The organism is Leptospira sp. B5-022 (genome assembly GCF_000347035.1).
Classification (GTDB): Bacteria; Spirochaetota; Leptospiria; order Leptospirales; family Leptospiraceae; genus Leptospira_B; species Leptospira_B cinconiae.
Genome location: NZ_ANIJ01000015.1, coordinates 61,049 through 75,447, shown reverse-complemented (window position 1 = coordinate 75,447; position 14,399 = coordinate 61,049). Strand labels below are relative to the sequence as shown.

Genomic DNA, 14,399 nt, shown 5'->3' with positions numbered 1-14,399 from the left:
TCCGATAAATTCCGTATTAAAGCTATTATTTACCAGTGGTAATATAAAGAATCAGAAAATCAAGATTTAAATTACCACTGGTAAATATATTCTTGCAAAGAATGTAAGGTATTAAGAATCATTGGCATGCCCGTAAAGAATAAAAGTCGCCAACAACAGGGACCGGGAAGACCGTTTAAGAAAGACAAGATCACTGTCAGAGAGGATCTTATATCTGCGGGTACGGAACTATTAAAGACAACTCCTCTCGAAGAGATCTCTTTACGAAAAGTCGCAGCGCTTGCAGGCGTAAGCCATGCCGCGTCTTATCATCATTTCGAAAGCAAAAACGCTCTGCTGGCTGCGATTTCAGAAAGGGGATTTCAGAAATACTTCTCCGAGTATCAGAAGGAACTCGAAAAAACGGATAATAATTTTATAGGACGTTTCCGCGCTCTTGGTTGGACCTATATTCAGTTTATCTTGAATAACCGGCAATTTGCCAGGATCATGTTCGGTGGTGTGGATCTAAAGTTACATCCAACGTTATCTGCTGTTTCCAGAAGAACATACAGGCAGCTGCATGAGATCATCCGAATGGGACAACGACTAGGAGCGATCAAGCCTGGGCAAACACGAGAAAAGACTGTGGCATCCTGGTCTATGATCCATGGGATTGCGATGCTTTTTATGGAAGGGAGGATAAAACCTCATAAGGATAAAGAGGAAATGAAAAAATTTATCTTATCCGTTATAGAGTGCGCTTATACAGGAATGACACTACCACCTCCTGGATCGGAATAGAAGCGGCTTTTGTTCTCAGATTCAATTTTGATAAAGTTCTTTATCTTTCAAGCTGAGAGAATTTCATATTCGGACAGATCGATTTTCCTAGTTCTATAAGAATATTCATATGTATGACCTGGCCAATTGTTCGTATTTTTACCGGAAGCATTGATATACCAATTCGTACATCCTGTGTCCCAAACAAACTTATCAAATTTTTTATTTAAAGAAGTATTATAATTTTGCATACTACGGACTTTAGGGACCAATGCTTGGATCCCTTTTCTATTCATTTCATTCAAAGCGGAAATAATATAACGTACTTGGGACTCAATCATATATACGATCGAATTATGGGCTAGGTTCGTATTCGGTCCGTATAAAATATAAAAATTGGGGAAGCCTGCAACAGTCATGCCTAGATAAGCCTCTGCACCATTCTTCCAAACCTCGTTCAGATCTTGGTTTTTAGTCCCTTTTACTTTCATGGGAGAAAGGAATTCCGTGGCCTTAAATCCTGTCCCAAAAACGATCGTATCGAATTTTTTGAGACCTTCTTTAGTGATTATTCCTTCCGGATTCACTTCTTGGATGGATTCAGAGAGGACTTTTGCATTCGGTTTTGCTAATGCTTCGTAATAGTCATTGGAAAGAAGGATTCGTTTACATCCGGCAGGATAATCCGGAGTCAGAATTTTACGTAGTTCCGGATCCTTGATGAATTTTTTCATATGAGAAAGGCTCATCCATTTTACGATCTTATTTGCATGATTGTTCTTTTGGAATGCGATCATTCTGATCTCGTTCCACATATAGATCTGGAATCGATGTAATAGCCGATAACCTGGAAGATATTTAAATAAGAACTTTTCGAAACTCCAATATTTACGATCCGGTTTCGAAACCACCCAAGGAGCGGTTCTTTGGAAAACTGTCACATCCGCTCCTTGGTTTACGATTTGCGGAATGAACTGAATGGCGCTCGCACCGGTTCCGATCGCGGCCACTTTTTTCCCTAAAAAATTATAAGAAGTGTCCCAATTCGCAGAATGGAATATCCTCCCTTTAAAACTTTCCAGACCTTTGATGGAAGGAAGAGCAGGGCGATTCAATTGTCCTACTGCGGAAATAAAAACGTCATGATCAAAGGTTTCATTTTGGGAAGTTTTGATCTTCCAAACTCGGGAAGGATCATCCCAATCTGCGGATTTTATCTCGGTACCGAAACGAATATGAGGTAGTATCCCGTATTTTTCCGCACAATGTTTTAAGTAAGAAAGTATTTCCGGTTGGGCCGAATATTTTCTGGGCCAATTAGGATTCGGTTCGAAAGAAAAAGAATACAAATGAGAAGGAACATCACAAGCGGCTCCCGGATACGTATTCTCTCTCCAGGTTCCTCCTACGGAATTTGATTTTTCATAAATTACGAAATTATGAAATCCGTTTTTCTTAAGTTGTATTGCGGCACATAGGCCGCCGAAACCTGTACCCACGATTGCGATAGAGATCGATTTTTCTTTTTTGTTTTGTGACTGCATTTCCCAAGCTCCGGCTAACTTATATTTGTGAACAAAAGTTCACTGTTGTGAGTTTTTTAAGATTTGGTTTAAGCGCATCATTGAAAGGAAAATCTTTCTAGCAAGTCCATTTTTTGGACTAGATCCGGTATCAAAACTTGCTAAATATCAATCTAAGGTCCCTTTTCGGAAGAGGGTAGAAAGATGCGGATCATCGCTTCCTTAGAATTTGGAAACTCCAATGTTAATGAACCATGGAAGATCCTCAAAAGTGCACTATGTATTTTTAAACCTTGACCGGAAGAACGTAAAGATATAAGATCTTTTCCTATTTCGTTTTTGATCTGGATCGATAATCCATTTTCATAACAAATAAGAATCGTAATTTCTGAACGGGCTTCTCCGGAATATTTTACTGCATTGCGTATAGATTCCCTGAATGCGTAGTACAATACTTCCTGCACTTCCGGCGGATAATTTTCCGTTCTAGAATTTATATTAGGGTCGATTTTCCAAATTAAATTCGCATCTTTCGCGTCGCTATCTTGCAGTTTTTGTAACATTGGAATTAAACCAATTCTGGAAATTTCCAAACCTGTATCCGACATTTCTCTTAATAAAGAAGATATTCTTTTATGAAGTCCCGTTAAGGCATTTGCATGTTCGGAGTTGAAACTTCCTGATCTATCACTGGAAATCTCTAAAATAAGAGAATGAATTTCCGGAAGTATTTCATCATGCAGGATCTGTCTGGTCTTTTGGTCGGAAAGTCTTTGTTCTTGGATTTTCTTTCTTTGTAGTTCTTCTAAAATATTCCCTGTTTCTTCTAAAAATAAGGTTTGGACGAGCCAGGTTCCGGTGATCTTTGCAATTTCAATTTCTTCTTCCGCGAATAATCCTCCGTTTTCTTTTGGGCCTAGGATTAAATAGGCTTCTCCTGAAAGTACACTTTCTATTTTTACTCGGATCACAAATCCTAAAAACCTGTCTTTGTCCAGGTACTGAATGTTTGGATTTTCGGGAGCCGGATCTAATTTAGAAAATTCAAATGTTTCCGGTGGAATATTTTCCGGATAATGGATATATGTATCGGAGATATAAGGGATTTTTCCTTCGAAGACTAGGGCAGCTTTAGTAGTCTCCAATACATCCTTACATAAATATCCGAAAGAACGTTTGACCGAACCGGAAGATAGGATCCTATTTAATACTTTGTTTTGATTGGAGCTGATCCGCTTATTCTTTTGGATCGTGAAAAATCGGGAGAGAAAAAAGGAATAGGAAAATACGATAAAAATTTCGGCTTTAAGATATCCAAGTTTCGCGAGCAGAAAATATAGAACTGAAAGTGTGAAGGCCGTGTAGACGGAATTTTTCCATTCTTGTTTTAAACTGATTTTCGGTAAGATCCTGCCTGTGAGTATTTCATAAGAAGTTAAGGCCCAACCTAAAACTAAAATAGAAATACAGATCAATGCTTGGATACAAAGTACAAATCCGTAAAAATACTCGGGTTCTTTCTCCGCTTTTAAGATCGGATTTTCTATAATCCCGAATTCCTCTCCTAGGAATAGAACGGAAACTAGTAACACCACTCCTAATAGAGAAAATCCGATCATTTTCAAGAACGGGACTGCCTTTTGCCTTCCTAATTCGGAGAGGCTATTATCCGAAATTTTAAATAAGAATAAACAAAGTAAGGAAAGCAAAACGCAGGTAAAAATATAGATCAGATAAGCGGATTTGAATGAGACTGGTACAAATTTCCAATATTCAAATAAGCTGATATTCCAGGTTTTAGCCGGGTTATAGATAAGTAGAATGGAGATTGCAACCAATTGGCAAATGGATAGGATATAGAATACGAAAAGAAAGATCCCTTTTTTTCTTAAAAATCCGAAAAACCAAACAATGACTACGAACCATCCGAATGGGATGAGTATGAGTAAAACTAATCCCGGAAAAAAATATAAGATCGGATAAGAAGAAACTACCGAAAATCCGTTCTGACCCAAGATCGCAGAAAAGGAGAATAACAAGGAAGATACGATTAAAGTGAAAATACTGAAATACGCAGCAGCGTTTTTCTTTTCTAAATTCGTTCCGGTCGTGGATCCCAACCAAAACAGATTTGTGGAAAGAAAAATAAAAACGGAACAGATTAAGATTTCAAGATCTATAGTCAATATTAGGTGTCCATGGAATCCGGTCTCCGGAGGAATTCCTGTAAAAAATTTTTTCGTCTATATCCCATTCTAAAAAACGATTGGATAAAACGATGAGCGCCGCTCTTGTACGGGCCACTTTTTCGTCGGAGTTTGTTTCGTTTAATCCCCAGGCAGAATAAATCTGTCCGTTGATCCTACTAATCGTTCTTTTGTCCTTGAATCCGAAATGTTGTGCGATCTGTTCGTTACTGAATCCTTTTGCCAACATTTCCGCTACGGATCTTTCGTTGGGTTCCAATACTGCGAGAGGAGAATTTTCGTCCTTCTCCCTGACTTCTGTGACTCTGGATTCGATCTCAGGGTCTATAAAACTTTTTCCATCGTAAGCCAATCGAATGAGTGGGACCACCATCTGAGGAAGAAGATAATTCGATTTTCGAACGTACGCATAATGACTTAAGATCCCTGAACTTCTGAAAGTCCTGAAATATTCGTCGCTGTCTTGTATGGAATAGATGACTACGGGTTTACGAGGGAATTCCTTCCGAATGGCGATAATGGTTTCTATTCCGTTCAATTTTCCAGCGAGCCTAACATCCAAAAGAAGAACGTCCGTATCTTCTTCCAGGCAGTAGCGGATGGTCTCTTCGCCCGAGTCACAATCAAATACGGATCTTATTTTTCCGGATTCTTCTAAGCCGGAGATAATCGATTTTCTGAGTTTCAGATTGTCTTCTGCAACCAGTATTTTGAGAGGTTCGGCTTTCATCTGTTCTCGGAATTTTAGGCTAGGAAGAACTAGCAGGTCAAGCACTTGAGTGCTTGGTGATCCGCACTTGGAAGGTTGGTTTGTTTTTGAAAAGTCGATATTCTTCGATCCATGAAACGAATTTTAGAATTTTCTTCGGCTTTGATCGCGCTCGTCGTATTTTCCCCGGTTTTACTCGGGATATTTTTGCTTATCTCCGTCTTTGACCATGGTCCTGTTTTTTTCCTACAAGAAAGAGTAGGCTTGGGAAAGAAGTTATTTCGGATCTGGAAGTTCAAGACTCTAAAGGACGGAATTCCGACAAAGGTTGGTTCATTTTTGCGAAGTACCGGTTTGGATGAGCTTCCTCAAATTTGGAATATCCTTAAAGGAGATATGAGTATCGTTGGTCCTCGCCCTTTGACTGAGATAGATATTCTGAGATTGGGTTGGGGAGCAAAGGATTTAGAAAGTAGATGGAGCATTCGTCCCGGGATCACAGGACTTTCTCAATTATACTCCGGAAGAGGATCTAAGTATTCCCTCTGTTTCGATCTTTCTTATCTTAAAAGAAGAAGTTTTTTATTAGATCTTCAGATCGTAAGTTTAACCTTGGCGATGAACCTTTTCGGTAAAAAAAGAATTAGAAATTTATTATGGACTTCCTTACAAAAACGGGACCGCGGTTATTTTTGGGGAAATTGGGCCAAACATTTTAGAAAGAATGCAGATCGTCCTTATCCCATCGTCCAAGAGCAGGTCATCGGTTTTATTCCTCAGAAAAGACTTCCGGTTGCGAAGTCCCTTGCGATCTTTCAACTAGGAGAAGCGGGAGAAGGTAGGATCGCAAAAGATATAGATCATATACATATCTATGGAGTGGATCCGAATTATAGGGAAGCGCTGAAACTATTCGTAAAAGAAGAAGGCAGGCATGCTCGTATTTTAGGAGACTGTGTTCGTGCATTAAGAGGAGAACTGATCCAAAGTAACTGGACCGAAAAATTATTTCTTTTTGGAAGAAGGCTTATAGGTACTAGGCTAAAGCTGATGGTATTACTTGTCGCAGAGGTGATCGGTATCTGCTTTTATAAAAGGATAGCGGAAAAGATCCCTTTCGGTTCCGTAAAGAATGCGCTTCTTCATATCGCGGAGGATGAAGAAAAACATCTGATTTTTCATTGCACATTCTTTAAGATCCGACTCAAAAATCCGATCACTCGAGGTCTTTTCAAGATCGTGTGGAGATTCCTTTCTTTTGTGGCTTGTATTTCGGTTTTACTGGACCATCGCAAAACGTTCAAAGCATTGGAAATTTCGATCAAAGATTGTTATCTTCAATTCATGACTATCTCTCGGAATACTGAGAAAAAGATCCTCGGGACATTTTTTGTTTGAGGAATTCTTTTTATGCATGTGGTTTTAGTGTTTCGAAAGAAAATTTTCGGCTATGGATTTGAATGTGAAGAAAATCAATTGATTTCGGAATCGGATCGAATCCGAGATCGTTTAGGTCCTTATTTGCTAGATAAGCACCTTCCAAAGAAATGTATTGCCGGGAAATACGAAATTTTCGGTGGGACTGTCAGGGGATTTATCGGTTTTTTAGAGGAGGGGTTTTCAATTTTTCCCAAGGATTTAGAAGAAGAAGAAATTGGAACAGGAAAATATTTAAAAATTGGAAACTTATCCGAAGTGGATTATTTTGGCGGGCGGTTTTGTGTTAATAAAAGTGTACAAACATTCTTGGAGAAAAATAATATTAGAACGGATCGGGCAGGGTTTTCTTTCGGGAGGAATTCGTACCTTAGGATTATAAATTAGATAATTATAATATATATTGGATCGGTAACGCGCAACGGATCGTAGCGGAAATCCCGCGAAGCGGATTGGAGCGTAGAGCCGGGTGCTCGCCTTTCGGCGAGCATGCGCCCTGTCCTTAATTCCAACTAAAAGAGCCGGATTTGTCGAACTTGAATAAAACGGGTCCTGTTTCGATCTCAGGAGCCTCGGTGCTTGCCTTTCCACTCAGTCGAAATGCCGCAGACCGTTTGGAAATCGCGTTTGCAATACCTTGGGTAACCGTTCCGAGCGGAAAAGACGTGCGGACACTTAAGATGGATTCTTGTCCTTGGTTTTCGATTCGGACCGGTTGACCCGTTAGGAATTTTTCTTTTTCTAATGTAAGGTCAAATTCAAATTCAGAAAATTGTAATCTAGATGTGGCTCTGTTTTTTAATACGATCTGAAATTCGGTGTCCACTTTTAAGTCGAGTGAGGATATTCCTGCGGCAACTGCCGAACCTGGGGATTTTTTCTGAGGACCGAGTAATGTGTCTAAGAATGACGTGGCTTTTTTGGCCAGGTCTTCCGTGCCTGCGGAGCTTAAGATGGTGGAAGGATCCGGTTTGATAATTTTGAAATTCCGGATCTCTATGTCGGGAAGGACTGCAGGGATCTTTCTTTCTTCTTCGAACGGGAAGTCGAGAGATGCCGCACCAGCAATAGATCTGTATTTTTCAGGGATTGGAAGTGAAACGACTCCTTGCACTTTGACAACCAAGTCGATCTTTCCGGGAACTTTTTTGTAAAGTGCGACTAGATCGTTATAGGCGAATGTTAGATCCACTGGTACAGGTTTGTTGGAATTCCCACCCACGTTCGGTATTTTGGTTTTTGCCTTAGTGAATTGTTGTCCTTCGATGAGGATATTCATTTCCAAATTGGTCGCAGGCAAAGCGATCGGATACGGATTTTTAACCTTTGAATCGACTCTGAGTTTGATCTCGGATAGGTTGATCTCCGCAATGGAAACTTTTTCCAAGATGAAGGAAGGTTTGTCCAGATCTTCGATCTTTTCTTTTACTTTTTTTAGATCAACTTTTTGTAATTGAGCACAACCGAATAGAAGGTTTGCAGCGAGAGTAATCACGATATAGGTATGTAAGGAAGTTTTTCGGATCATAAACCCCTCCGTAAAGGTGAAGTCTTTATTTAGGATTTACGTAATATTGGGAACTAAGTTTTGGAGACATGGAAATAAAAAATGGAGTTTTCAGATCAGTAAAATGGTTTATTACAAAGAAAATTTTATTGGGGAGCGATGTTGGAATTCCAACAAAGTATGGGGTAGGAAAGTGGTTGTAAGGATAAGGATTTTGTGATATGGGGGTGCAAGCGTACCACCGCACCGGCCCCCCTTCGCAGCGACAATAGGAGCGAGAAGACGACCGTCCCTGACGAGTCGGTGACCGAGAGAACCGAGGTCAAACGAGATTGAAGATGAAATCAAGTGATGTGATTTCATCGAACGCTTTTTTGGGTACCACCGCACCGGCCCCCACCCTAAGTAGGGTGGGGTGCCATCAAATTACTTTTTCTTCTTAGAACTAGTTCCTTTCTTAGGTTTGGATTCCACATCTTGGGCCCATTCGCTAAGAGAAGGTTGATTAGAATTCGTGGAAATAGCCGTGCTTCCGGAATGTCCGCCTTCACTATGAATGGTAGCGGTCATATCTGGACGGAATTTGCCTTCTAGCCAATCTCTGAATTTATCGATACCGCCGAATATGGAAGGAACCACGATTAACGTAACTAACGTGGAGAGGATCAATCCTCCGATGATAGCTATACCCATTGCGGTCCTGGATTTTGCGGCTTCTCCGAGACCTAATGCGATCGGAACGGTTCCCATGATCATCGCGATGGATGTCATCAAGATTGGACGTAATCTTACAAGACCCGCTTCGAAGATTGCCTCGTCTCTTGTGATACCTCTTTCTCTCACTGCCTGCATTGCATAATCGACGAGAAGAATCGAGTTTTTGGCCACAAGTCCCATAAGAAGGATGAGTCCGATCATAGAGAATATATTCAACATTTCCCCCGTTAGGAACAGAGCGAAGAATGCTCCGGAAATTGCAGGAGGGATCGCGAATAAGATCGTGATCGGAGTGATAAAAGATTCATAAAGAGAAGAAAGGACTAAGTAGATGAAAATCAAAGCAAGACCGAATGCCACGATGATATTCAAGAACAGCTCTTTTAAATCTTCCGACTGACCTTGGAAATTAAAACGGACTCCGGGTGGAGGAGGAATTTCCTTGTTCAAGATCTTAGTAGCCTCTTCCATTGCAGTCCCGATCGCACCGCCTGGAGCGAGGTTTGCATTCACTACTACTGCTCTTGCTCTATCGATACGGTTGATCCTAGAAGGACCTAAATTTTCTTTACCGGTACTGATTGCCGCTAGTGGGATCAGTCGATTTGCTATATTCGGGACTTTGGTTTGGCCGTATGCGGCTCTCAAATTCCTTTGGTCGGGCTTAAGCCTCATCCGGACTTCGTATTCGATCCCTTTGTCGTAAAACTTACTAACTTGATCTCCGGCGATCTGGTATCTCAATTCGGAGCCTGCAACTCCCGGAAGAACGCCCACCAATTGCATTTTAGAATTATCTAAAACGATTTGATATTCCGGCTTACCTCCCCTGAAGTCGGAGTCGATATCCGCGAGGTCTTTGATACCTTTTAATCTTTCTATTACTTTTTTGGAATATGCTTCCACTTCTTCCAGGTTATTCCCTTTTAGGACCAATTGGAACGGATACTGCACTCCACCGCCCACTGCGGAATAATCCGAAACTGCAGGCCTTGCGTAATCGAAAGCCTTTAACATTTTACGGATCTCTTCTTTGACGGTAGTAGTATCCCTGGATCTTTTTTTGGAAGAGACAAGAGCGATTGCCAACACGGCTGTGTTCGGTTCTCCCCCATCGGGCTTACCGATGGTGATTGCGATCTTATCCATTTCCGGGAATTTTTGTAGTTCCGCCAACACCTTATCAGAAACTTCCCTGGTTCCTTGTAAGCTAGTACCAGGAGGAAGGTCTAAGGTTACCATAAATTCACCCTGGTCGTTCGCAGGTAAGAATGTCTTTTTCACAAAAGCGCAACTTACGAAGGAAAGGATAAAAATTAGGAAAGTAAGTAGGATAATCTTTCCAGGATGTGCCAATGCATATTGCATCGTGATCTTGTAGATTTTTTCTAACCAATTCTGAAAACGATCGAATGCTTCCACCGCAGCGTTCTTTTTATCATGAGTGAGTTTACCTGCAAAGTAAGCGGACAACATAGGGGCCACAAAAAGACCGTCAAAGAGGGAAATGATCATGGCGAAAACCACAGTTAATCCGAACTGTTTGAAGAACTGACCTACAATCCCCGATAAAAATCCTACAGGAAAAAATACCGCGATCACGGTTAAGGAAGTTCCGATCACCGCAAGAGCGACTTCCATGGTTCCTTTTTCAGAGGCTTCTAAGACGCTTGCACCTTCTTCCAATTTACGGAAGATGTTTTCTCGGACAACGATCGCGTCGTCGACTAGGAGACCTACCGCGAGAGACAAGGCCAAAAGTGTCATAACGTTTATCGTGAATCCCATGATCCACATGATAATAAATGCGCCTAATAAAGAGTTTGGCAACGCAAGGCCCGTGATGATTGTGGATCTTAAGTTTCCTAAGAAGAAATAAACCGTGATTACCGCTAATAAGATCCCTAATACGATCGCTTCCGTCACGTCTTCCACGTTATAACGGATCCATCTGGAACCGTCTCGAATCAATCTGATCTTAGGTTTACCGGAGAGAGGCTGGATATCCGCATTCAGTTTATCTATCCTTTTCAAAACCTCGTCGGCAACAGCCACGGTGTTCGCACCGGATTGTTTATAAACGTCAATAAATAGCGCAGGTTTTAATTCTTTTTCTACGATAGGCTCTTTGGTCCCGCTGAATTTTGCGAAAGTCCTTTTAATCCTTTTAGGTAACTGAGTCATCCAAGTGAAAGGATGTGTTAGAAGACCTACATCTTCTTCTTCCACCTCGTCACTTTTAGAAGCCCAAAGATAACCTAACGTTTCTTCGTCTTCCGTTCCGTCTCTGACGGAACCGAGTTCCTTGATCAAAACGGAATTCCCGACATCTCCACCGAAAGAGACGATAGTGTTCTCGATCTGGGAAAGAGATTCATATCTTCCCAACGTTCTATAAGAAGTTTCTTTTGCCCCGGAATCGAATTTACCTACCGGAACGTTTAAACCCGCGGTTTTCAGCCTGTTGGCGATCACCACCATAGGCATTTGATAAGAAACTAATTTATTTCTATCTAATTCGATTTGGATCTCTCTTCTTGTCCCTCCGACTAATTTTACGGACCCAACACCGGCGATCTGTTCTAATTTAGACTTAACGGTCTCTTTTGCAAGGTCGTATAACTTTGCTTGGTCCAGATCCGCGAACACCGCAAGACGAATAATAGGTTGATCGGCCGGATCGAAACGAACTACTTTAGGTTCTTTGATCCCGTCGGGAAGTTTAGGACGGACCAATGCGGTTTTATCTCGGAATTGTTGCTCTGCATATTTGATATCCGTAGAAAGGGTAAACTCACCGAAAACAACGGAGACACCTTCCTGGTTACGAGAAGTGATCTTCTTTAAACCGGAGATGGAAGAAAGTTCTTCTTCCAACGGTTTGGAGATCAATTCCTCGATCTCTTCCGGACCTGCTCCTGGATAGATCGTGGTCACGGACACTACCGGAATGTTCACATCCGGAAAAAGATCCACCCCCATCTTGCTAAGGGAGAAGATACCGGTAATCAGCATCAAGATCACGAGACTAGTGATAAAAATGGGACGTTTGATAGAGAGGAGCGCGATATTCAAGGTGCCTCCGGAGTATCCTTACATTTCGAAAATCGAATAAAGGATTAGCTCAGAGGTCCATTGCGATCCATTCCTGAATTTTCGAAAACAAATTCGCGGACCGTGATTCGGAAATTTAGAAAGAAAGGTTTTGGTATCGGACTAAGTGCGTTGCGCGGAAATAAGGAGACAAAATCAGAAACAAACGTCATACGAAGTTGGTCGAATGATTCTAAGGTTTCCTAGACGAGAGTCGGTTAGAAAGGAGAAATTTTCGAAATCGATTCGGATAAATGGTCGAGTTTATACTTTTGCACTAGTTTGGGCGACTCCTGACTTTGTCAGGACCGCGCTCTACGCTCAATCAGCGAAGCACCATTACTTTTCCCTGATTTAAAGCCTTCCATCCTGTACGATGGTGCATCGCCGGATTTCCGCTACGATCGCTGTCGCTATTATTCGTCCTCTGTTTCCCTTTGATTCAAAAACCCTCTCTATTCTTTTTTCACGCGGAGACGCTAAGACGCGGAGGGTTATTTACCAAATTTCTCTTCTCTAAGCATGATCCGTCCCACTTAGAAAATCGTTTTGAAAAAACATTTTTTACATTTCCTCGCATCTACTTGCGAATGAAAGAGGACTTCTGCTCAAAGTAGAATGAATTCATTAAAATTTCATTATACTTTTATGTAGTTAATTGTACTTTTTAGGTTTTCACAATACCGAATAGCTGCAAATTCCATACTAAAATATCCTCGAATGCAAATCCAAATTTCCAGATTATACAAAAAGATCGAAAAAGTATCGAATAAAACCCTGACTACAATTATCGTCCTTCAATACTTACAATTACGGATTTTCAAAGGAAGACGAAAAAAAATAAAAACAATATAGAGAGTTCGCAATTAGCAGCGAGGTAAGCAGGAACTCCTACAACTCACGATTTAAAATAAAGCATTAGTAAATTCTACGAATCGCTTGAGAGATCCTTTGTACGTTATCCTTAGTTAAGTTCGGATAGATCGGAATACAATGGCCTCTTTGGTACAGCCTTTCTCCGTTCGGAAAATCAGAATTAGAAAGTTCTAAAATATGATGGATCGGTTCCGCAACCGTTCTACGAGTGCCGATTTGTAAAGAACGGAAATATCTTTCTACCTGTTCGTAATTCCCCGGAGCTAATATCACAAAACGATTGAAAGTTTCGGAATTCGGATCGTTAAAGTGAGAGCCCACTTGGGAACCCTGGATAGATTGCAAATACACCTGAGCGATCTTTCTTTTTCTTTCCAAGATCACGCCTAGATTGGACAATTGTTCGATCCCTAAAGCCGCTTGGTAATCGATCATATCGTAATCTAGTCTTGGTTGGCCTTCTTTACGCGGATAAGGATCTTTTCCATCTTTTCTAGCTCTGATCTTTTTTGCCAAAGAATCATCATCCGTACAGATCAAAGCCCCGTTCCCGGTTGTGATCAGATACTCGATAGAAAGCCCACAGATGGAAATTTTTCCCTGTTTTCCAGGGGTAAACGTTTCGGTCCTTGCGCCCACGGCTTCCGAAAAATCCTCGATCACGGGACGATTTTTGAAATCGTATTTGGAAAAATCCGCTAATGAGCCGAAGGTATGATCCACAACCACTGCTTTTATGGATTCGTCTTCCAAGGCGGTAGCCAATCTTTCCGGACAGATATGGAAAGAATGTTTTCCCATATCCACGACTACGGGTTGGGCTTGCATTAAGAAAATTGCATCTAAGGCAGCAAGAGGCGCGAATGTGGAAATAGCGATTTTATCTCCGGGCTGGATCTCCAGCGCCAATAAGGACAAATGATAGGCTGCAGTTAAGCTGTTTGCAGAAACAACCTGTTTGGTCCTGAAAGTGGAAGAGAAAGCCTTCTCAAATTTATGGGTCACAGAACCCGAAGAGAGATGGTCTTCTACCAATGCTTCCAATACGGTTTTCAGGTCCTCCCGAGAAAGAGTGGGTTTATGGAATTCGATATCGGTTTTTTTCCGGCTTGGTTTCTCTAAAACTTCGGTTTCCGCGCTCATCTTCCCCTTCTCAGGTTCCAGTAATTTTATTATGTCGCATTGTAACCCATGTACTCGGCCCGTAAAGATTTTTTTCAAAATCCACGGACCCAGAACGATCTAGGGCACGTATCGCAAATAATCAGAATACCAGCGGAAATGTCTAGACGTTTTCGTACAAGAAAAAAAAGAGAGGATTAATCTCCGAAAATTTTGTTACGGATCCCGATCCAAATCTCAGGCAAATAAGCCCCGATAAGGATTAGGGTCAGTCCCGTGTAGGTCCATTTATTAAAATAAGACTCACCTGCGAAGCGAAGAGTAGCCACATTGATGATAGTTGTCCACCATCCGAGTAAAATAAGAATAAGACCTATAAAATTCGGAAAAAGAAAACCTATAATTTTACCCATAAAAAACCTCTGAGAATAAGGGACTGAAACGAG

General features: G+C 41.2%; 9 protein-coding genes. 2 read left to right on the top strand and 7 right to left on the bottom strand.

The features are described from left to right. The first annotated feature begins 126 nt into the window (after positions 1–126). Positions 127–783 (top strand): TetR/AcrR family transcriptional regulator, encoded by a 657-nt coding sequence (locus LEP1GSC192_RS06095; protein ID WP_020769160.1) that lies wholly within the window; start codon positions 127–129, stop codon positions 781–783. 47 nt (positions 784–830) lie between these two features. Here the strand turns inward: LEP1GSC192_RS06095 and LEP1GSC192_RS06090 are convergent, their stop codons facing one another. The 3 genes from LEP1GSC192_RS06090 to LEP1GSC192_RS06080 form a co-directional block, all read right to left on the bottom strand. Beyond that, positions 831–2,306: an NAD(P)/FAD-dependent oxidoreductase gene (locus LEP1GSC192_RS06090; protein WP_020769245.1), complete on the bottom strand. Its 1,476-nt coding sequence runs from the start codon at positions 2,304–2,306 to the stop codon at positions 831–833. 152 nt (positions 2,307–2,458) lie between these two features. After that, a complete protein-coding gene (locus LEP1GSC192_RS06085; RefSeq protein ID WP_020769170.1) occupies positions 2,459–4,471 on the bottom strand; it encodes a membrane protein in 2,013 nt (670 codons plus the stop codon). Beyond that, complete coding sequence (locus LEP1GSC192_RS06080; RefSeq protein WP_020769285.1) at positions 4,455–5,222, bottom strand: response regulator transcription factor; 768 nt, start codon at positions 5,220–5,222, stop codon at positions 4,455–4,457. The genes LEP1GSC192_RS06085 and LEP1GSC192_RS06080 overlap by 17 nt, the downstream gene beginning before the upstream one ends. 111 nt (positions 5,223–5,333) lie before the next feature. Between LEP1GSC192_RS06080 and LEP1GSC192_RS06075 the strand changes: the two genes are divergently transcribed. Then, entirely contained in the window at positions 5,334–6,599 is a 1,266-nt protein-coding gene (locus tag LEP1GSC192_RS06075; protein ID WP_020769339.1) for a sugar transferase, read from the top strand. Between the two features lie 541 nt (positions 6,600–7,140). On the opposite strand, the gene LEP1GSC192_RS06065 is transcribed toward LEP1GSC192_RS06075, so the two are convergent. The 4 genes from LEP1GSC192_RS06065 to LEP1GSC192_RS06050 form a co-directional block, all read right to left on the bottom strand. Continuing rightward, positions 7,141–8,166: an LEA type 2 family protein gene (locus LEP1GSC192_RS06065; protein WP_020769401.1), complete on the bottom strand. Its 1,026-nt coding sequence runs from the start codon at positions 8,164–8,166 to the stop codon at positions 7,141–7,143. 405 nt (positions 8,167–8,571) lie between these two features. Then, on the bottom strand, positions 8,572–11,937 hold the full coding sequence (locus tag LEP1GSC192_RS06060; RefSeq protein ID WP_020769146.1) for an efflux RND transporter permease subunit: 3,366 nt from the start codon (positions 11,935–11,937) through the stop codon (positions 8,572–8,574). A gap of 936 nt (positions 11,938–12,873) precedes the next feature. Beyond that, positions 12,874–13,974: a DegT/DnrJ/EryC1/StrS aminotransferase family protein gene (locus LEP1GSC192_RS06055; protein ID WP_020769187.1), complete on the bottom strand. Its 1,101-nt coding sequence runs from the start codon at positions 13,972–13,974 to the stop codon at positions 12,874–12,876. A 176-nt stretch (positions 13,975–14,150) separates the two neighbouring features. Further along, positions 14,151–14,366, bottom strand: coding sequence for a hypothetical protein (locus LEP1GSC192_RS06050; protein WP_020769084.1), 216 nt, complete (start codon positions 14,364–14,366; stop codon positions 14,151–14,153). Between the last annotated feature and the right edge of the window lie 33 nt (positions 14,367–14,399).